This window comes from Nocardia noduli (assembly GCF_019038455.1).
Lineage (GTDB): Bacteria > Actinomycetota > Actinomycetes > Mycobacteriales > Mycobacteriaceae > Nocardia > Nocardia noduli.
The window spans coordinates 41,524-61,777 of record NZ_JAFMPL010000021.1; the positions used below are offsets into that span (position 1 = coordinate 41,524).

At 64.5% G+C, this 20,254-nt stretch carries 20 protein-coding genes; 14 read left to right on the top strand and 6 right to left on the bottom strand.

Features of this window, described 5'->3' with window-relative positions:
• Window positions 1-35: 35 nt before the first annotated feature.
• The 8 genes from JZ792_RS14940 to JZ792_RS14975 all read left to right on the top strand — a co-directional run bounded on the left by JZ792_RS14940 (window position 36) and on the right by JZ792_RS14975 (window position 8,983).
• Window positions 36-758, top strand: coding sequence for a DUF427 domain-containing protein (locus JZ792_RS14940; protein WP_216911066.1), 723 nt, complete (start codon window positions 36-38; stop codon window positions 756-758).
• 435 nt (window positions 759-1,193) lie between these two features.
• Complete coding sequence (locus JZ792_RS14945) at window positions 1,194-2,972, top strand: N-acyl-D-amino-acid deacylase family protein (protein WP_216911067.1); 1,779 nt, start codon at window positions 1,194-1,196, stop codon at window positions 2,970-2,972.
• A 257-nt stretch (window positions 2,973-3,229) separates the two neighbouring features.
• Window positions 3,230-4,477 carry a cytochrome P450 gene (locus JZ792_RS14950; protein ID WP_216911068.1) on the top strand — a complete coding sequence of 416 codons (1,248 nt, stop codon included), beginning with the start codon at window positions 3,230-3,232 and terminating at the stop codon, window positions 4,475-4,477.
• Entirely contained in the window at window positions 4,474-5,268 is a 795-nt protein-coding gene (locus tag JZ792_RS14955) for a coniferyl-alcohol dehydrogenase (RefSeq protein ID WP_216911069.1), read from the top strand. Before JZ792_RS14950 ends, JZ792_RS14955 begins: the two co-directional genes overlap by 4 nt.
• A gap of 94 nt (window positions 5,269-5,362) precedes the next feature.
• Window positions 5,363-7,090 (top strand): thiamine pyrophosphate-binding protein, encoded by a 1,728-nt coding sequence (locus JZ792_RS14960; protein WP_216911070.1) that lies wholly within the window; start codon window positions 5,363-5,365, stop codon window positions 7,088-7,090.
• A 211-nt stretch (window positions 7,091-7,301) separates the two neighbouring features.
• Window positions 7,302-7,562 carry a hypothetical protein gene (locus tag JZ792_RS14965; RefSeq protein WP_216911071.1) on the top strand — a complete coding sequence of 87 codons (261 nt, stop codon included), beginning with the start codon at window positions 7,302-7,304 and terminating at the stop codon, window positions 7,560-7,562.
• A gap of 137 nt (window positions 7,563-7,699) precedes the next feature.
• Entirely contained in the window at window positions 7,700-8,137 is a 438-nt protein-coding gene (locus JZ792_RS14970) for a nuclear transport factor 2 family protein (RefSeq protein WP_216911072.1), read from the top strand.
• Between the two features lie 27 nt (window positions 8,138-8,164).
• A complete protein-coding gene (locus JZ792_RS14975) occupies window positions 8,165-8,983 on the top strand; it encodes a phytanoyl-CoA dioxygenase family protein (RefSeq protein ID WP_216911073.1) in 819 nt (272 codons plus the stop codon).
• A 247-nt stretch (window positions 8,984-9,230) separates the two neighbouring features.
• Here the strand turns inward: JZ792_RS14975 and JZ792_RS14980 are convergent, their stop codons facing one another.
• The 6 genes from JZ792_RS14980 to JZ792_RS15005 all read right to left on the bottom strand — a co-directional run bounded on the left by JZ792_RS14980 (window position 9,231) and on the right by JZ792_RS15005 (window position 14,120).
• A complete protein-coding gene (locus JZ792_RS14980; protein WP_216911074.1) occupies window positions 9,231-9,962 on the bottom strand; it encodes an SDR family NAD(P)-dependent oxidoreductase in 732 nt (243 codons plus the stop codon).
• 689 nt (window positions 9,963-10,651) lie between these two features.
• Complete coding sequence (locus JZ792_RS14985; protein ID WP_216911075.1) at window positions 10,652-10,816, bottom strand: hypothetical protein; 165 nt, start codon at window positions 10,814-10,816, stop codon at window positions 10,652-10,654.
• A 93-nt stretch (window positions 10,817-10,909) separates the two neighbouring features.
• Window positions 10,910-11,803: an LLM class flavin-dependent oxidoreductase gene (locus tag JZ792_RS14990; protein ID WP_216911076.1), complete on the bottom strand. Its 894-nt coding sequence runs from the start codon at window positions 11,801-11,803 to the stop codon at window positions 10,910-10,912.
• 164 nt (window positions 11,804-11,967) lie between these two features.
• The gene (locus JZ792_RS14995; protein ID WP_216911106.1) at window positions 11,968-12,768 is read right to left on the bottom strand and encodes an enoyl-CoA hydratase; all 801 of its coding nucleotides are present in this window, start codon (window positions 12,766-12,768) and stop codon (window positions 11,968-11,970) included.
• A gap of 419 nt (window positions 12,769-13,187) precedes the next feature.
• On the bottom strand, window positions 13,188-13,889 hold the full coding sequence (locus JZ792_RS15000) for an MFS transporter (RefSeq protein WP_216911077.1): 702 nt from the start codon (window positions 13,887-13,889) through the stop codon (window positions 13,188-13,190).
• Window positions 13,890-13,964: 75 nt separating this feature from the next.
• Window positions 13,965-14,120: a hypothetical protein gene (locus tag JZ792_RS15005; protein WP_216911113.1), complete on the bottom strand. Its 156-nt coding sequence runs from the start codon at window positions 14,118-14,120 to the stop codon at window positions 13,965-13,967.
• Window positions 14,121-14,148: 28 nt separating this feature from the next.
• Here JZ792_RS15005 and JZ792_RS15010 point away from each other — a divergent pair, with 28 nt between their 5' ends.
• The 6 genes from JZ792_RS15010 (at window position 14,149) to JZ792_RS15035 (ending at window position 20,087) form a co-directional block, all read left to right on the top strand.
• Window positions 14,149-14,550, top strand: a complete 402-nt coding sequence (locus tag JZ792_RS15010) for an Lrp/AsnC ligand binding domain-containing protein (RefSeq protein WP_254189852.1) — start codon at window positions 14,149-14,151, stop codon at window positions 14,548-14,550.
• 852 nt (window positions 14,551-15,402) lie between these two features.
• Window positions 15,403-15,960, top strand: a complete 558-nt coding sequence (locus JZ792_RS15015; RefSeq protein ID WP_216911078.1) for a nuclear transport factor 2 family protein — start codon at window positions 15,403-15,405, stop codon at window positions 15,958-15,960.
• Window positions 15,957-16,742, top strand: a complete 786-nt coding sequence (locus tag JZ792_RS15020) for an SDR family NAD(P)-dependent oxidoreductase (RefSeq protein WP_308165304.1) — start codon at window positions 15,957-15,959, stop codon at window positions 16,740-16,742. The genes JZ792_RS15015 and JZ792_RS15020 overlap by 4 nt, the downstream gene beginning before the upstream one ends.
• Window positions 16,743-16,749: 7 nt before the next feature.
• On the top strand, window positions 16,750-17,619 hold the full coding sequence (locus tag JZ792_RS15025; RefSeq protein WP_216911080.1) for a TIGR03619 family F420-dependent LLM class oxidoreductase: 870 nt from the start codon (window positions 16,750-16,752) through the stop codon (window positions 17,617-17,619).
• Window positions 17,620-17,877: 258 nt separating this feature from the next.
• On the top strand, window positions 17,878-18,996 hold the full coding sequence (locus JZ792_RS15030; protein ID WP_216911081.1) for a TIGR03857 family LLM class F420-dependent oxidoreductase: 1,119 nt from the start codon (window positions 17,878-17,880) through the stop codon (window positions 18,994-18,996).
• Between the two features lie 8 nt (window positions 18,997-19,004).
• Window positions 19,005-20,087 carry an Rv3169 family protein gene (locus JZ792_RS15035; protein WP_216911082.1) on the top strand — a complete coding sequence of 361 codons (1,083 nt, stop codon included), beginning with the start codon at window positions 19,005-19,007 and terminating at the stop codon, window positions 20,085-20,087.
• Window positions 20,088-20,254: the final 167 nt, after the last annotated feature.

Sequence of the window (20,254 nt, forward strand, 5' to 3'; positions counted from 1 at the left end):
CGCGATAGGTCGGCGGATTCCTCACGGACTTCGCGATGACCCTGTTCGCCGCGCGTGGACCGCTCGGCCCGGATCCAGCGGGCCGACTCTCCGTCGATATACCCGACGATGTCGTGTTGATCGAGCCCCATCCTCGTCGAGTTCAGGCGATCCACCGAGGGCGCAAGGTAATCGACACCGAGCGGGTGTTGCTGGTGCATCGCAGGAACCGGCCGCTCACCTACGCGTTTCCCGCCGACGAGGTAGTCGGCATCGCCGGTGAGCCGCTTCCCGAAGCACCGGATCATCTGGTCGTGCCGTGGGACGCGGTGGACACGTGGCTGGAGGAAGGTCGCCGACTAGTCCACTACCCGCCCAACCCCTATCACCGCGTCGACTGCCGGCCGACGACGCGACACCTGCGCGTCGAGATCGCGGGCAGCCGACTCGTAGATGCCAGAGAGACGATCATCCTCTTCGAGACGGCTCTCGAACCCCGCCTCTACGTCGCACCGCACCTTGTCCGGACCGACCTGTTGCGCCGGACAGAGACGACGAGCTATTGCAATTACAAGGGCATGGCCACCTACTGGGCGGCGATCATCGATGACACCACGGTGGAGGACGTGGCCTGGAGCTATGACGATCCACCACCGGAGAGTTCCCCGATCGAGGGGTACTTCAGCTTCGACCCGTCCAGGGTCGATATGCACGCCGAACTGTCTTCCTCTACCGGTGATCAGAGTACTCGCCACCGAGTACCGCCGTCGAGTTCATGAAATAGACGTCCGCGAAGATCTCCCGTACCTTGCGGCGCTGCAATTTACCGGTATCGGTGCGAGGGAAATCGGGCAGGAATCCGAACGGTCCGGCCGTTTTGTCGCAGCGAGGACATCGTCGCAGTACTCGTGCAACTCCTTCTCCAGAGCGCTCGTCGGGTACCGGCAACGGCCTCGACCGCGTCTCGGACGAGGCCGTCACGGATGGACGCTTCGGCGGTATATGGACTCCTACCGTTCGAAGAATCCCCTGACCGGGGTACGACGCTGCGTGCGCACGCGATCCGCCACCCGGATACCGACACCGCGATACCGTATCAGATACGGTATCGACAAATAGTAGCCGTGGCGAGGAGCACCGCTCGTCCGGATGCCATTCGATCCGCCCACCCGACGGTGCCGATGAGCGGGCCGCACGACCAGGAGACCGATCCTATGACTGTCGACGTACTGATCAAGGGCGGAACGATCATCGATGGTTCCGGCACGAATCCCGGCTACACCGGCGATGTCGCTGTCTCGGAAGGGCGAATCATCGAGATCGGCGGGCGGATCAGCTCCGCCGCGACGCACGTCGTCGACGCCGACGGCGCTCTCGTGGTCCCGGGTTTCATAGATTTCCACACCCATTACGACGGCCAGTTCATCTGGGATGACCAGCTCGATCCGTCTTTCTCCCACGGCGTCACAACGGTGGTCGCGGGAAACTGCGGAGTCGGGTTCGCCCCCGCGGACGAAAAGTACCGCGGCCGCCTGATCGAACTGATGGAGGGCGTCGAGGACATTCCCGGCATCGTGCTCGACGAGGGTTTGGATTGGAGTTGGCGAAGCTTTCCCGAGTACCTGGATCGCATCGATGGCAAGGCATTCACAATGGACGTGGGAGTCCAACTCGCGCACGCGCCTCTGCGAGTGTTCGTCATGGGTGAGCGCGGATTGCAGCACGAAAACGCGACGGCCGAGGATATCTCGGAGATGGCAAGCCTGGTCGAGCAAGCGATGCTCGCCGGAGCTCTCGGCGTATCGGCCGGGCGAGTGCTCGAGCACAAATCGGTGGCCGGGGCCCACGTTCCCGGAACGTTCGCCGAGCAGGAAGAACTCGTCGCCATCGCCGCGGCCATGGGACGCCACGGCACCGGAACCTTCCAGATCATTCCGCTCGGCGCTGTCGGTTCGGCACAGGATCGCGGGGCGTCGGTGCGGTCACGTCGTGAGGAGCACCGGCGGATAGAAGACCTGGCTCGCGCCTCGGAACGGCCGGTCACCTACCTGCTCCAACAGTTTCCCAGTGACCCGACCGACTGGAAAGCCATGCTGTCCTACACGGCCGAATCGACCGCGGCCGGGTTGCGGATCCGGCCGCAGACCTCTGCTCGCGGAATTGGAATGCTGTCGATGCTCGACGGCCACCATATCTTCCGATTCCGGCCCTCCTATCTGGAAATCGCTCATCTGCCGCGTGCACAGCGCGCTGCCGCGATGCGTGAGACCGACCGCAGGGCCGCCATCCTCGCCGAGGAGGACAGTGCGGCGGCGATGGCGAAGGACCCGACAGGAAGCGAACTCGTCCGCACCACGCGCGGTCGGGTCGGCTCCACTTTCAGGCTCGATATGCCGCTGGACTACGAGCCAGGACCGGACAAGCGTCTGGACGCGATCGCTCGCGCCCAGGGCGTCACGCCGCAAGAAGTTCTCTACGACCATCTCTCGGCCGCGCAGGGCGAGGGCATCACGGCCAGCTTTTTTCTCAACTACGGCGACAACAGCCTGGACGCGGTCTACGAGATGATGCGAAACCCGCTGGTCGCCAACGGCCTCGGCGACGGTGGAGCACATATGCGAATGATGTGCGACGCATCGATGCCCACCTTCACGTTGTCGTTCTGGGGTCGTGACCGCAGCCGTGGACCGCGAATCCCCTTGGAGTCGCTCGTGCACAAACTCACTCGCGACGGCGCACGACTCTACGGACTCACCGACCGCGGCCTGGTCGCCGAGGGAATGCGCGCGGACCTGAATGTGATCGACTTCCAGAGGCTCGGCTTGGAGACCCCCGTGATGACGCACGACCTGCCGAGCGGCGGTGGTCGGATTCTGCAGGGCGCGCGAGGCTATCTCGCTACCCTCGTCGATGGTGTCGTCACCCGCCGTCACGACGCCGCGACCGGCGCGAAGCCCGGTCGCTTGATTCGCGCGACAGCGGCGCGCGGATGACACCGGTGATCGAATACGTTTCCCGGTAGTTCCGCGGGTCCCGGATTCGGGTCATAACCATCGGTTGTCACAGTGGTTGTTGGACTAACCGTGGCAGGGGTCACACAGTGAAGTGACCGGCTCGCTGCCGGGGCCGGTCGACGTGGGCCGGACGTGAGGTGCGAGCCGCAGTCTCCCTCACCGAACGCGGGGCCGACGCGCGAGGCGGCTGTCCCAACAAGTCGGGCTCAACTTTGCGCAGGAGAGGAACAACCACCGTGAACTTGGCGGTCGACGATTTCGTCTATGACCCGTTCGGCAAGGAGGAGATGCGTAATCCCTTGCCGTTCTACGAGATCCTGCGCGAGCACCACCCCGTCTACTACATCGAGGCCTACGACACGTTCGTGCTTTCGCGGTTTCAGGACGTGTGGGACTTTCTGACCGTCGGCGACAACGCCTTCGTCACGAACGAAGGCAGCGTCATCAACCGCGCCGATCTCCTGAAGCACAACGACGGCGCGACTTCCGACCCTCCCACCGCTCCGTTCCTGGGCACGCACCTGGCGTTCGGCGCCCCCGTGTACGAGCAGGTCCGGCAGGCGCACACCAGGCAATTACGGCCCGGATCTGTGCGCAAACTCGAGCCGTTCGTCCGCAGCCTGGTGCGCGGGCGGCTGGACCAGCTTCTGCCCAAGGGCAGATTCGACCTGGTCCACGAATTCGGCGGCATCATCTCCGTATCGACCATTTGTCACTTGTTCCACATCCCCGCCGACCAGGCAGGTGAGCTCCTCGACACCATCAACGCGGTCACCGCGACCGACGAGGAAGGTCATGGCTTCGCCAGGGACCCCCGGTTACAGAAAAAGATGCTGGAGTTCATCCGTCCTCTCGTCGCCGCGCGTCGAGAGGACGGGCCCGACGGAAGCTGGAATCTGGTCGACGGCATGATCGATCTTCGCGTCGAGGGCCGTGAACTGTCCGATCTCGAGATCGCCGCAAACCTGACCTGTGTGCTCGTCGGAGGCACGGAGACCTTGCCCAAGGTGATCGGCCACGGACTGTGGGAACTCGCGCGCGACCCCGAGCAGCTCGCGGAAGTTCGTGACAACCTCGAGGTCAACGCGGCCGCTGCGGTGGAGGAGATGCTGCGCTACTGCGGCCCGGCCCAGTGGTTCGGGCGCACCGCCCGGGTCGAGGTCGAAGTCGCGGGCCGAGTGGTCGAGCCGGGACAGCGCGTGATCTATCTGGCGCAGGCGGCGAACCGGGATCCCCGCGAGTTCCACGATGCCGATCGGTTCATCTGGAATCGCGAGATCCCGCGGACCCTCGCATTCGGTCGCGGCCAGCACTTCTGTGTCGGTGTGCACCTGGCACGCCTGGAAGCGCGGGTAATCGTCGAGGAGTTCCTGTCCGCGGTCGCCGAGTACGAAATCGACGCCACCGAGGCCGTCCGTAGTCCGTCCAGTTTTCAGTGGGGCTACAGCCATCTACCCGTCGTGATCACTGGAGTCGCAGAGTGACCGCACAGTTCGATTACACGGGTAAGCGTGTCGTGGTCACCGGCAGTTCGTCGGGCATCGGCGCCGCGACAGCCCGAGCGCTGGCAGCGGCCGGAGCGGAAGTGCACGGCGCTTCGCGAACCGGCGACGCGACGGGCCTGGCCTCGTTCACCACACTCGATCTCGCCGACCCCGCGTCGATCGAGGCGGCAGCCTCGGCGATCGGCGACCCGGTGCACGCGTTGTTCAACTGCGCCGGTGCGACACCGATGGTCGCCCCGCTGGACATCTTGAAGGTCAACTTCCTCGGCACCCGGCTGTTCACCGAACACATTCTCGCGCAGATGCCGCACGGCGGCGCAGTCGTCAACGTGTCCTCCGATGGCGGATACGCCTGGCGCAAGCGACAAAGCATCATCGTCGAGTTTCTCGCGGCGCGCACCTTCGACGCCGGCCTCGCGTGGTACGAGGCGCACAAGGACGAGTCGGGACACCCCTACGGCTTCGCCAAGGAGGCATTGAACGTGTGGACGATGCAGCAGTCGGCCACCCTGATCGGTCGAGGCATCCGGATCAATGGGTGCAGTCCGGGAGCCGTTCAGACGCCGATGCTCGAAGCCATCGAGGCCGTCTTCCCCTCCGAGATGATCGACGCCGTCACCGTACCGATCGGGCGGCGGTCCACCCCGGAAGAGCAGGCCGGTCCCCTGCTGTTCCTGAACAGTCCGGCGGCCTCGTACGTCAACGGAATCGACCTGCAAGTCGACGGCGGCTTCTGGGCCGGCCAGACCTTGGCGGGCGCGTTCCATTGACGCCCAGCTGGGCCGCACCTCACGGCGCGATCCCCTCGGCCGGAACAAGAACACCCGCGCTCACCCAACCGGTAGGTACAAAGGAGTCGAAAGTATGAAGACCAACGGCGGCGTCATTCTCGCCCGGTCATTGCACGCGCTGGGAGTCTCCGAGGCGTTCGTCCTGCACGGAGGCCACCTGGACTCGTTCCTGATCGCGTGCAAAGACGTGTCGATCCGTCTGACCGACACCCGGCACGAAGCCACCGCCGGCCATGCCGCGGCCGCCTACGCTCGGGCGACCGGTCAGCTGGGCGTATGCGCTATCACCGCTGGCCCGGGGTTCACCAACGCCCTCACCGCGATGGCCGACGCCCATCTCGACGCCATCCCGACCTTGTTCATCGCCAGCTCCACGCCGCTGCGCGAGGTGGAGACCAACGCGTTGCAGGGTGGCCTCGATCAGGTCGCGATGGCACAGACCACGACGAAGTGGGCCCACCGGGTCACCCACGTGGAACGGATCCCCGATCTCGTGGACAAGGCCGTCCGCACCGCTCTGAGCGGTCGTCCGGGACCGGTTTACCTGGAAGTACCCATCGACGTGATGTTCGCGCCGTGGGAGGACGAGATCGCGCTCCCGACCAAGCCCGTGGCGACCACCCGACCCGCGCCGACGCCTGAAGCCGTCGACCGTATCCTGGAGATCCTCTCCACCGCACAACGTCCCGTGATCGTGGTCGGCGGCGGCGCACTGTTCTCCCCGCGCGCCTCCGACGAACTGAAATCGTTCGCTGAACAGACCGGTATCCCGGTCATCTACACCGCGAAGGCCAACGGCGTCCTTCCCGCCGACCACCCCTACAACCTCGGCCATGTCGGCACCCTCGCCGCGGCGGCGGCCGGAGCGAAACAGCCGCCGGACGTCGTCGTCCAGATCGGTTCACGCGCCGGAATGTCACTGGGCGGGCGCAGCGGTTCGATGATTCCCCACGATTCCATCCTCATCCAGATCGATGTCGACGGAGTCGAATTGGGACGGTTGAAGACTCCGGAGATCGCCGTTGTCGCCGATACCGGCGAAGCGATCGCCGCGCTCAGCCGCGGGCTCACCTCGTGGCCGGTCAAAGCGCCGACGAGCTGGGTGGAACTGCTGCGCAAGCTCCGTGCCGGAATGGGTCGCATGTTCCACGACGTACCCGCGATCACCGAAGGCGGTTTCATTCACCCGCATGCCGCCGCCGCCGCGGTGGTGGAGGCGCTTTCACCGGACACGGCGATCGCCTACGACGGCGGTGAGACCCCCGCCTGGTTCGTCCCCCTGGGCCATTCGCCGGGCCCCGGCCTGTTCGCGGGCAACGGATATCTCGGCACTCTCGGAATCGGGCCGGGCTACGCCATCGGCATGTCCATCGCTCGCCCCGGCAAACCCGTCGCCGTCATCACAGGTGATGGCGCGGCAGGTTTCAACTTGGCGGAGTTCGACACCATGGCGCGTCATCGCCTGCCGATCACCACGATCATCTTCAACAACGCGTCGTGGGGAATCTCTCGGCACGGACAGGAATTGGTCTTCGGCAAGGGCAACACCGCGGTTGTGGACCTGGAGCGCACCGCATACCACGTCGCGGCTCAGGGGCTGGGTTGCCGAGGCGTCGAGGTGACACGACCCGAGCAGATCGGCCCGGCGATTCGTGAGGCCCAGGAGAGCGGAGAGCCGACCTGTATCAACATCATGATCGACGGCGATGTCATTCATCCGGCCATCGTGAGGATGGTCGGATACAGCGAGGACACCAACGAGATTCCGATCCCCTACTACGAGAACATTCCGATTCGTTGAGATAGGAAGACGACGCCGGTTTACTTCGTCAGCGCGCCCGCAGGTTCGCTACCCGCCGCACAGAACCGCCACGGGTGGCATTCGATCGACGGCCGATGAACCGGAGTTCCGGGACATCGACCACGAGCGGTCCGGGAGTCACCGGCCTGCGATCGCGCACCTACGACTCCCTGTTGCGGTTCACGGGCGGTCGCCGTCGAGGAGCAATTCCATGAGAACACCTACTCGTACCCGTGTCGAAGACGTCGTCGACTTCTTCGCCAAATGCCCGCGATGCGGCTATCCGGCTACCGCTACCCGCACTGTGCGCGAATTCGATTCGGGCACTACCGAATTCGAACTGCTGGCCAGTTGCGGACTGCCGTGTGGATGGCAGCAGAAACTGGAGAAGCCGTCGGCGCGTCCACCTACCGACACCCCCTCGACGGGAAGACCCGGCCGCCCAGCCGACTGGAATCCGCGCCCGAGATGATTCCGATGCGGCGGTAGTACATCTCTCGAAGTAGAGAGTCACCCACACTCCGACAGCTCCGCGGCCTCGGATGTTTTGGGCACGAGAATTTATAGAACGTCATACTGTAATCGAAACTATATACAATGGAGGCGACGATGCCCGAAGAACACACGGACGGCACAGTGATCGACGAACTCTTCACGGCTCTGGAGAAGGGCGACGTGGACGCGGCGATCGCATGCCTCACCGAGGACGCCACGGTGTGGCACGCGTTCGATCGGGTCGCGCATGACACCCACAGCATCCGCGAGGACTGGGGTCAACTGATCGCCGGATCCTCCACGCGCCGGGTCACCGACGTACGTCGCTCAGCCACCACAGAGGGTTTCGTCCAGCAACACCTGATGACCATCCACACCCGAACCGGTGCGCAATTGGCCTGGCCCGTCTGCATCGTCGTACAAGTACGGGACGGCCGAGTCGCCCGCCTCGACGAATATATCGACCGCGCGGGGCATTTCACCCCGACGGAGGACAACGCGACCACCCCCGGCCTGAAGCCGATCGAAACTTCCCGAGCATCCGAACAGTGATGGCTCGACCGCCCCGGAGGTAGGCCGATGTCCACCAGTCATATCGATTCCCATGGCCCGGTTGCGACCCGTGATCTCGATGCCGCGGACCGAGATCTCGCCGAATACGGCGTGTGCGTCGTGCTCGACGCCCTGGAAGCGGACTTCCTCGACGAGGTCCGGACCGCTCTGTACCGCGCCGCCGAGAGCGACGATCGCCGAGGCCGCCGATTGGAATACGCCTACGGCCGAGACGACCACATCAACCAGCGAGTCTGGAACCTGCCCAGTCGCGATCCGGTCTTCTGCGATCTGGCCGAACACCCGCTCGCGCTGCGGTTCGTCGAGGCCTCATTGGGCTGGCCTGCACTGCTGTCGAGCATGTCGGCCAATATCACGGCGGCACAGGGTGCCAGCATGCAACTGCACGCCGACCAGGGCTACATCCCGGGACCGTGGACACGGCCGCACGGCATCAACATCGCCTGGTGCGTCGACCATTTCACCCGTACCAACGGCGCCACCGTCTACATCCCGAGCAGCCATCTGAAGAATCGCAACCAGCGGCGGGACGACGAGATAGGCGAGTTGGCACCCGTCGAAGCCCCGGCCGGGTCGATGATCGCCATGGACGGCAGGCTATGGCACACCAACGGCGTCAATACCGACGGCGTTCGCCGCGCGGGCATCTTCACCTGGTACACGCTGCCGATCTATATGCCCCAGGAGAACTGGTTCCTGTCGGCGAGTCCGTCCATTCGCCAATTCGGCTCGGAGACATTGCAAACGTTGCTCGGCTTCCGCCCCCAGGTCCTCGGTCGGATCAACGGACAGGATCGTCTCGAGAAGACCCCCGGAACCGAATGATGCGATCTGCTGTGTCAGCGGGTAGGAACAGCCACCGTGGGAACTCGGCCACACCGCGCCGGTAATCGGCCGGATACGCGACCGGCCGCGAAAATCTTCTCGGAATACGGCCCGGATGTGGACCACGCACTGGTGACACCGATGCGCCGTCCACATTCGGGTTCGTTCGGTCGCGGCGAGCTACCGCCTCCGCGCCGACAACGAGTCGGGGCGCGATCGCGGTAGATCGAGCACCCGCGCTCCCACGTCAGCCGATCTGCAGCGCTTGGCCACCATCGACGGTGATCTCGGCACCTGTCATGAAGGATGCCTGCGCGGATACCAGGAATGCCACCGCATCGGCGATCTCCGACGGCTGCGCCAGCCGTTGCCACGGCGACGACGCCGCGAGGCGCTGCTGCACCTGCTCGGTGAGCATCGGGGTCGCCACCGGGCCGGGGAATATCGCGTTCACCCGGATTCGATCAGGCGCGAGTTCGGCGGCTGCGACCTGCGTCAAGCCGCGCAATGCCCACTTGGACGCGCCGTAGGCCGCGTGGTTCGGAAAAGGTCGAAGCGCACCCGTACTGCAAGTGTTGACGATGACCGGGTCGGAAGCAGCCCTCAGATGCGGCAATGCCGTACGCATGCCCTGGAAGGCGCCGAGGCAGTTGATACGCCACAGGCGTTCGAAATCTTCGGTGGTCTCGGTCCCGAGAGGACAACGGTGCAGTACACCGGCGTTGTTGACCAACACGTCGAGACCACCGAATCGGTCGACCACGGCAGCTACCGTCTCTGCCCACTGCGATTCCGAAGTCACGTCCAACGAGAACGGGGCGACATCGGGGTCCCCGGACTCCGCGACGGCCGCCTCGAGCACATCGACCCGTAGGTCGCACGCCGCCACCGCGAATCCGTCGGCCCTCAGCCGCTCGACGATCGCCCAACCCTGTCCTCCTGCCGCACCCGAGACAAGGGCCACGCGTCGGGCCGTCATCGTGCTCCGCCCGTCACACCGGTAGCCGGATGTTCACGAACCTCAACCTGTTGCTTCTGAATTGAACTGATCAAAACCATTACCTCCTGACATTGGGATACACCCACCTCGGACTACTTCACGACACGAACGCGGAGCGCCGCGTTGTCCACTTCACACCGGCCTGGACCGATACCGTATGCAGTACGATACTGCGTACCGTACGCAGCTGGGATTCGACGGAGGAGCGTGAGCAGCCGATGGTAGGAACCGACGGCCCCGGTGCAACCGCACAAGTGGCACGTACGCCTCCGGCCCGTCGACATCGCGGGCACCCGACGCGCGTATCGCTCGCATCACGACCCCCTGTAGTTCGAATCACGTCCAGCACAGAGCGTTCTCGGATCCCCTGCTCGCCGTAACCAAAGGACCATAGACATATGCCACGCACCCGCGAAACACCTCCTCGCGCGATCCGGAAACGTATCCTCGCGGCGCTGCTCGGCAAGCGGGCAATCTTGATCGCCGCCATCCGCACCGGGGGGCGGTGAACCTTCCGCCGAATCCCGTGCGGGTCGCCCCATCATGTCCGAGTAGCGTTCCGCCCGCTGGTGGCGGGCAATGGCAGCGATGTTTTCGTCGTACGAGCAGGGGCACTCTCCGGTCCTTATCTGCGGCCTCGTCGCGTAAGTCGGCTCCGACCGCTGAGTTCAGACGGATTCGACCCAGCATCCAAGACCCTGGAGCACGATCTCCACGTAGCAGTCGACGAGGTCCTGCTTGGTGAGATCCGGCCGTGACAGCCACCAATGGCCGAGGCGCTCGCCCACCCCGGAGATCGCGTGCCCCGACGCCTCGAGCAACTTCTCGGGCACCGCTGGGCGCCGCCGCCTAGTTCGATTATAGGTACCCGTCGTAATCCAGCTGGAGCACTGCACCCTGGTCGATTCGAGCGCTGCGCGAGATACTCACTGCCACTTGTTGAATCGGTATTCCTCCGACAGCTCGGCAAGCAATTCCCAGGTCTGCCGACGATCGGTCTCATCGGCCCCGACGATGTGCGCGGCGAAATCGGTCACCCCGAGCTCGGCGAATCCGGCAAGCCGGTCGCGCACCCTGGCGGCGGAACCGACCACCGACAGCTCGGCCACACCACGCACACCTTCACGATCGAGCACCCGACTGTAGGACGGATGCTTGTCGTTGCCGCCCAAGCGCGCCTGGATGACTTCCCTGGCGCCGTCGGGATCGTCGGTCACCGTCACCGGCAGCGCGGCGACGACCCGGAAGGCGCCCTCCCTGCCCGCAGCCCGAATCGCGCCTCGCACCAAGCCACCGATTGTGGCCTCCGCCACCGACCAGGTCACAAGGCCGTCCGCGAGTTCCGTCGCGAGTCCGATCATGGCCGGATTCACCGCGCCTAGCAAAATCTCGGTCGGCTGGGTCACCGGACCCGCCGAACGACGTGCCTCGGCGGCGGACAGAATTGCCCGCAATTGCTCCAGATATGTTCGCGCGGTCTTCAGCGGGGGCCGCCAAATCTCCCCGAACAGGTCACGAGTGATGCTCTCGTGCGAAGTCCCGAGTCCGAGCACGAAACGACCGCCCACCGCCTCCTGAACGGTGCGTATCTGTTGGGCCAGGGCAAACGGCGAGCGCAACGGCATCGGCACGACAGCGGTGCCCAACTCGATCCCTCCGACCGCTTGACCGGCGATGGCCAGCGCGGTCAAGGTGTCCTGGCCGCCGAGCATCGGCGCCCAGTACCCATCGATCCCAGCGTCAGCGGCTCGACGCACCTCCGCGACCACAGCTTCCACCGATCCGACATTCGTCGTCGCGGAATGAATGGCGATTCGCATATGAATCCCGGCTCCTTTCGGTCCGATGCTCCTCCGGCGATTCGTGACGGGGGCAGCAAGTGTCAGTTGCGGCGCTGCTCGAGCGACACACCGCCCATCGATCACGACTCGTCAGCAGCGCGTATCCGGCAGACCCACCGGAGTAGTCCCGGCCGAACTCGCCATCAGTGCTGTGCCGCAATCGATTTCTTCATCGCCTCCAGATCGACCACCACCGGATACCCACATTCGGTGAGGGCATTGCCGTGCCCGAGCGAGTGGATATCGAACACGGACTGCACCGCGGTGGTGAATCCCTGGACGTCGAGGGTCTGATTGACAGCTCGTTTGGCCATCCGCAACGCGAACGGATGCTTGTCCGCGATCTGGCTCGCGAGCTCCCGGGTAGCCGAGTCCAGATCCGCGAGCGGAACGACTCGATTGACCATTCCGACATGCAACGCTTCCGCCGCGGTGATCGCACGACCGGTGAACAGAATCTCCTTGGCAAGCCGCGCGCCGAGTTCCCAGGTGTGGCCGTGGTATTCGACGCCACCGATACCCAATGTCGCGACCGGGTCCGAGAACTTGGCGTTGTCCGCAGCCACGATCAGATCACAGGGCCATGCCAACAGGAGACCACCCGCGATACAGACACCCTGCACCGCCGCGATCGACGGTTTCGGAATGTTGCGCCATTTCAAGGAATAGCCGACGAATGCCCGGGCCTCCCTCTCGTAGAGTGTGGCTACCGTCCACTTCGCCGACCGACCTTCGGCGGATTTCATCTCATGGCCGGATGAGAAGTGTTTTCCGTTGGCTCGCAATACGATAACCCGCACATCCGGGTCGTCGGCGGCGGCGGTCCACAGCGCATCGAGCCGGTCCAGAAGTTCGAAGTTCTGCGCATTGGCGACCTCGGGACGGTCGAGGCTGATAGTCGCGATCCCGCCGGACACCTCGTAGGTGACAAGTTCGTCGGACATCATTCTCCAATCTGTTGTTAGACGCGTATCGACGTCTGCGGGGCGCACAGGTGCGGAGGGGTGTTCAGGCCCCGGATCACATCGAGGATCACCGCGGGCGCGCCTGTGGGCCTGCCGCATATCCCGAAGTCGTGGGACGACCGCGCCGCGCGTGGTGCGGCCGACCGTACGTGCGACGAACTCGGCGCCGTCACCGCGCCCTCGACGACCCACGCTCTTCCCGCCGGTGGCACACGGCATGCTCATCCGACTCCCGGCGGTCGATGCCGTCAGCCATGACGAGCCACCCATGTCCCTGCTGTTACGAAATTATGAACTATAATTCAAGCAGATTTACTGTCGATTGAACAGATGAACGGCCGATAATTCGAGCCACCGGTCACCCTCACCCGGGCCGACGCAGCCAAAACACGCCACACCTACGACGGACTACTCACTGCCACCCGCGCAACCGGCGTACTTCGGATGGCCTGCCCGATGCCGAACAGCACACCACCTGCGCGGCCGTCCCGTGGATCAACGGCTTCCAAGACTGCTTCGGCGGGTTCGCCGAGTGCCGGACCGGGCGCGGCGTTCACGAGCGAGGCGGGTTCGTCACCGTCGACAACCTGTGTCGCCAGGTCGGCGAGTTGATTCTCGGGCACCCGGGGCAGGGCTTCGCGCAAGCTGCCAGCGACGCCGGTCACCAGTAGCGATCCCATGACAGCGATATTGATCGCCAGAAAAGTCAGGCGCGCGGTCATGTCGATACCCGAGGCCGCACCCGAACGCGACTCGGGTACCGACGCGGTGGTCGTGTTCGTGACAGGTGTGTTGGTCAGTCCCAGTCCGGCCCCCGCGACGAGCGAACCGGGAAAGGTACTCACCCAGTTCGGGTCACTCGCCGAGCAGCCGAAGTAGAGCAGCAGCCCCAGGCTGATGATCCCCAATCCGATCGGAACCATGGTGGGCGCACCGAAACGCAGTGCGAGCCGCTCCGCGATCGGCGGCAGGACAAAGGTGGGCAAGGTGTAACCCAGCAGCACGGTCGAGGCAACGGCGGCGACGTGCATCCCCACGCCCGTGGCGAGACCGCACAACAGCGACGTGATACCGAAACCGGCTACGGCTGCGATGAACACGCGCCCGACGACCGCAGCGGTCGGCGAGCACACCGGCCGCCACCAAGACGACGACGCTGGCGATCGTGTAGGCGTTCATAATCCACTGCGGGTCGGTGAACTACCGCCAAGAAGGTCTCCGACGAGCGGGAGAAGCACGGGGACGCTGGATATCTCCAGCCCGAACATCAAGGCCGACAGGAAGATCGCGATGATCGCGACATCACCGCGACGCGCGGCATCGTTCGTCATGAACCAATCGTCGTCTCGCGAACCGATGATGCGAACCGGCAATCAACGGCAACTCAGCCACTTTTGGTCCCTCACGCGTTCATCCGCGTTCGTCTCACCATCGGCACGGGAAAACTCTTTCACGAGCTTCTGGACAACACCCCCGCAGATCCTCGAAGCACACCACCTCACCGGCGAGGACTGCTTTCTGCTCGAGGTCGTGGCGCGATCCATGCCCGACCTCGAGTCACTGGCCGAAAACTGGTCACCTTCGGACACGTCACGACAAACCTCGTATTCAGCAGCCCTGCCGACAGGCACGCGTTACCATCCAGCGCCTGAAGAATCGGTGCCACCACTCGAGCCACGCGCCGGGCGACCGCAGCCTGAGCCCCGGCACGACCGGTCGGCCGTGAACAACGCTTCGCGATACCCCGACCCGCGCCGATGAACAACACACCACCGAGCATGAACCACGGATTCCACAGCACCCGATTCCACCGAGTTCGGTGCGGCCCGACCTCGCGACGGACGCCGCCCGCATCCGCGGCCAGCGCGACCTAAACGCCAGCCGGCAAGCCCGATCATCCACGCCATGACCCGGCGCGGCATACCTCACCTGCCACACCGACGAAAACGGCACCGGCCAGAAGCGCGACAGCCCCACACACAAACCAGCGGCAACGAACATCGGCGGACGACGAGCCGCCAGATCCGAGCCCGCTGACGACGCCAGCCCCACCCGAAGCCCTGAACAAGTGCACCGTCGCGAACACGCAGCTCCACACGACCGTGGCTACTACCCTCAATCCCTCTGAACCAACCTCATCCTACGTAGCTCAGGTTCCGGAGTTCCCAACTCCTTGACGAAACCGTAGGGAACTCCCGGGGAGCGGCAGAGCGCCAGGGGCCGGGTCGCAGGTGACGAGGTGGCCGACAGCCGAGGCGCTCGGATGGTATTCCATGCGGTTCCTCTTGTTCCAATACCCTTTGCCATGCCGAATTGCTATGACAAAAAGGGGAGACTCCCGGTGGACCAATACTGCCGACCCGATAGAATGAACATCAATGTGGACATTTGAATTGCAGTTCGGATAGGTTCATGTTGCGGTTCCGGGGTCAGGCCCAGCCGGACCGCGCGAAGCAGCGGACCATGAAATCCGTTGGGTGGCTACGTCATGCCGCTCGCCCGCGATGCCGCCGTCGACCTGGCGCGGGCCAGCGAAGGCCGATCGGCGCGAACTGCGCACGGACGGCGCCCGGCAGCGACCATCACGAACATGGGCACAGAAGGAAGCGAAATATGACCGCGAACAGCGAACTCTCCGAATCACGCAGAGGTGATGAAGCCGACTCCGAGTACAGCACCACACTCGACGAGCTTCTCGCGCGAGTGCGTCGCCTCGAGGACGAGGCCGCGATCAATCGACTGATCATGACCTACGGCCCCGCCGCGGACGCCGGTCTGACCTCTTTCGCGGGTGGGCTGTGGCTCGAGGACGGCCTCTACGACTGGGATGCCGACGGGCAGCCGTACCAGGGCAGCGCCGAGGTCGACGCCATGCTGCAGGCCGACCTGCACCAGAGCCTGATCGCCGCGGGTGTCGCGCATTTCGCCGGACCACTGCTCATCGACCTCCAGGGCGATGAGGCGACCGTACTCAACTACTCGCTCATCATGCGACGCGAGGAGGACCGCTCCTTCCTGTGGCGGGTCAGCGCGGTCCGCTGGGAGGTCGCCCGAGCCGATAGCGGATGGCGGGTACGCAGGCGCACCAATCGACTTCTCGACGCGACCGGGGGCGGACTCCGCTTGTTCCGGGACTCGCTGACCGAACTGTTCGAGGACGTCACACAGTGAGCACCGGGAGACTGGCAGGCAAGGTCGCGATCATCACCGGCGCCAGCACCGGCCTGGGGCCGGTCATGGCCGAGAACTTCGTCCGCGAAGGCGCGCGGGTGCTGCTCGCCGCGCGCCGGGAGGAACTCGTCCAGCAGGCTGCGAAGGAAGCGGGTGACGGTGCCATCGCCATGCGCGTCGACGTCACGAGCGAATCCGATGTCGCGGCGATGGTCGCACGCGCGATCGACGAGTTCGGGCACGTGGACATCCTCTGCAACAACGCCGCCACACCGGGAACCGACCTGTGGATCTGGGAGCAGACTCTCGAGAACTGGAACGCCACTATCGCGGTCGACGTCACCGCGGCGATGCTGTGCACGCGCGAGGTCATCAAACAGTCCATGCTGGCACGTCGCTCGGGCGTGATCCTCAACTTCTCCTCCACCGCCGCCTACAACGGCATGGAACGCAAAACGCACTACGTCACGGCGAAAGCGTCCCTGCGCGCGTTCACCAAGACCGTCGCGCTGGAGGCGGGACAGCACGGCATTCGCTGCAACTGCATAGTCCCGGGCAGCATCGATACCGAACTGTGGCAGAACTGGGTGAAGAGAATCGCCGACGAACAGGGGGTCGATGTCGAAACCCATCGCGCGAACCTGCTGCGATCGGTGCCGCTGCGCGATATCTCCTCCGCCCAGGATGTCGCCAACCTCGCGCTGTTCCTGGCCAGCGACGAAAGCCGGACGATCACGGGGCAGTCGATCCCTGTCGACGCCGGCGGGTACATGCAAGGATGACGGAACGATGACAGTGAAACTCTCAATTGTCACTCCGGTGCTGTCGTTGACCAAGGGCGCCTACGGCCCTTGGGAGGTCACCGGGACCCTCGAGGATGTCGCACGGGTGGCCGAGACAGCTGACCGTCTCGGCTACCACCACCTCACATGCAGTGAGCACATCGCGCTCCCCGCCGAGGCCCTGGATCGGCGCGGGGCGCGCTACTGGGATCCACTCGCGACGTTCGGCTACCTCGCGGCACGGACAAGGCAGATCCGTTTCGCGACACACGTTCTGGTGCTCGGCTACCACCACCCGCTCGAAATCGCCAAGCGCTACGGCACATTGGATGTGGTCAGCGACGGACGACTGATCCTCGGCGTCGGCGTCGGCACGCTGAAAGAGGAATTCGACCTGATCGGCGTGTCCTTCGCCGACCGCGGACCGCGTGGTGACGACGCGATGCGGGCCCTGCGCGCATCGCTGTCCCAACCGAAACCGGCCTACCACGGCGAGTTCTACGACTTCGAGGACCTCGTGGTCGATCCGTGCGCGGTGCAGGACCGAGTCCCGATCTGGACGGGCGGGCGCACACTCCGCTCGTTGCGACGGGCCGTGGAGTTGGCCGACGGCTGGACCCCTTTCGCCGTCGAACCGGAGCAGGCAAAGCAGTGGTTGGACAGGGTCGAACTCCCGGCGGACTTCGAGGTGGTGCTTCCTCCTGTCGAACCCCTCGATCCGATCAACGAACCCGGTCGCACCCAAGACACTCTCGCCGCCACCGCAGCGGCGGGGGCCACCATCGTGTCCGTCGGACAACCACACGAGACCCTCGAGCAGTACCTCGACTATCTCGAGGCTCTCGCCGCCGTCCACGCCTCGCCGGGTGCGACGTAACCATGGACAACGACCGGATTGAACCGGCCCCCTTCGATGAACGAGGCCGGTTCATCCGGAGGGGCCTTCGAAGCTCCGACAATCGGCTCGGCACCGCCCACTCGACAGGAATGAATATCTATTCAAAATAATGACGTGATGTTACTGTCGAATGGACAGTGCGTAACGTCGATGTAGGCACGTTCGTACGCCCGGGGCGAAGCGAGCCCCCAGCGGCAGGCCTCTTCATCGGGATGCCAGGAACAGAGGACGACATCAGTGACGAAGCACCCCCTTCCCGAGATCGGCTACTACGCCCTGGCCGGCGGCACCGCCGATCCCCGTGTTCTCATCGATGAGGCGGCCAGGGCCGAGCACTTGGGCATCGGTAGCGCCTTCATCTCCGAACGTCTCGGTGTCAAGGAGGCCGCCACCATAGCGGGCGCGATCGGGGCGGTGTCCTCCCAACTGGGTATCGCTACCGGGGTGACCAACTTCAATCTCCGCCACCCACTGGTCACCACGGCGCACGCGAGCACCATGCAAGCACTGACCCGGGGTCGTTACACGCTCGGAATCGGGCGCGGCGTCGCCGGCTCCTTGGGAGCCATGGGGTTGGGAGTCGCGACCACCGCGGAACTCGCGGATTTCGCCGGAATAGTCACGGCACTGATGAGCGGCGACCCACTCGTCGGACACGACGGCCCCGCGGGATCGTGGCCCTATCTGCAGGTCCGGCCTCGGCCGGAATACTCTCTCCCCCTGTTGATGACGGCATTCGGTCCACGTTCACTGCGCCTGGCCGCGCGGTCGTTCGACGCGGTGGTCCTGCACACGTTCTTCAGCGACGAGACCACCCGACGGTGTGTCCGGACAGTCCGCGAGGAATGCGAACGTATCGGTCGCGATCCTTCCGAGGTCAGAATCTGGTCGTGCTACGCGACCATCGATTCCGGGCTGCCGGAGGACGTCGTCCTGCAGAAGACCGTCGGTCGGCTATCCAGCTACCTGCAGGGATACGGCGATCTCATGGTCTCGACCAATCAATGGGATCCCTCGGTACTGCAACGTTTCCGCGCCGACGAGGTCGTCACATCGATTCGCGGAGCCATCGATACGCTCGCAACGCCCGACCAACTTCGCCATATCGCGGAGATCTTTCCCCCCGAGTGGTTGGAAGCGGCCGCCGTCGGTTCCGCCGGTCACTGTGCCGCACTGGTCGACCGGCAGTTCGATCTCGGCGTCGACGGGGTGATCATGCACGGGAGCAACCCCGACGAACTCGCACCGATCATCAACGCATACCGCGAAATACGCAGACCGTCATTGCATCGAAACCTTCCCAACAACCCGGGCGCGTCACGGGAATCGGACCCATCCGTCGCAGCGGTGCCTTAAGGATTATCGTGTTGATTCCGTTCGACGACTACCCGGTACACCAGACTTCCCAGCCTCTCGGCCAGACCGGAGCAGGGAATCCGAACCACTACGACCGATTCTGGTTCAACGGCTTTCGCGACGATCTCATGTTCGGAATCGCGTTGTGCCACCACCCGAACAAGCAGATCACCGACGGCGCGTTCTCCGTCCTCCAGGACGGACGGCAGACTTCGCTGCACTGCAGCGGTCGAATGAACTCGGATCCCGTCGACGTCAGTGTCGGCCCGCTCCGCATCGAGATCGTCGAACCGATGAAAGTGAACCGCGTCGTCATCGACTCTCCCGACCACGGGATTCGTGCCGAGCTGACATACACCGCGACCACGGATGCCTTCGAAGAAACACATCAGACATCGTTCTCCGATAATCGGCAGCTGATGGACCTGACCCGTGCCACCCAATGGGGAATATGGACCGGTTTCATCGAGATCGACGGCAGGACAACCGATCTCGGTGACGGCGTGTACGCGACGAAGGACCGCTCCTGGGGTGCTCGCCTGTCCCCCGGCGCCAAAGACGCCGCATCCATGAGACCTTCGAGCACCCTGTTCCTCTGGTCACCGATCCATTTCGAGTCGGAGTGCTTCCACTTCCTGATCTTCGAACGTGAAGACGGTACCCAGTGGGTCCATGACGCCGCCGTCGTGCCCAAACCGGCGGGCCCTCCGGCACGCATCGCTCACGTCGACCACCAGATCACGTGGCTACCCGGTCATCGACGCGCACGAACCGCGGTCCTGACACCGCGGAACCCGGACCACGACAGCATGGGCTCGATCACCCTCGATCCCGTCATGTCATTTCAGATGAAGGGGCTCGGCTACGGGCATCCCACGTGGACTCACGGGAAGTGGCAGGGTGAATCCGCCGTGGCAGTCGAGGTGTACGAGCCGAAGACACTCGATCCGCTGCTTCCCGAGAATCTCCACGTGCAGCAACTCGTTCGTGCCACCTGGAACGGCAAATCCGGGCTCGGCGTGCTCGAGCAGCTGGCGATCGGACCGCTTCCGCGCCACGGCTTCCGGGAATTTCTGGACGGCGCGCGATAGCCGAGCATTCCGTGCCACGGTGCGACCGAGTTCCCGGGTGAACGGCGGCGATCGCCAACTGGCGCGCAATTCGCGCTGTTTGACCGGTGACCGACGGCACGATTCCTAGCAGCATGGAGTGGACCGAGAGAGTGCCGACTCTTGATCATGTCCGTCCACGCCCTCGG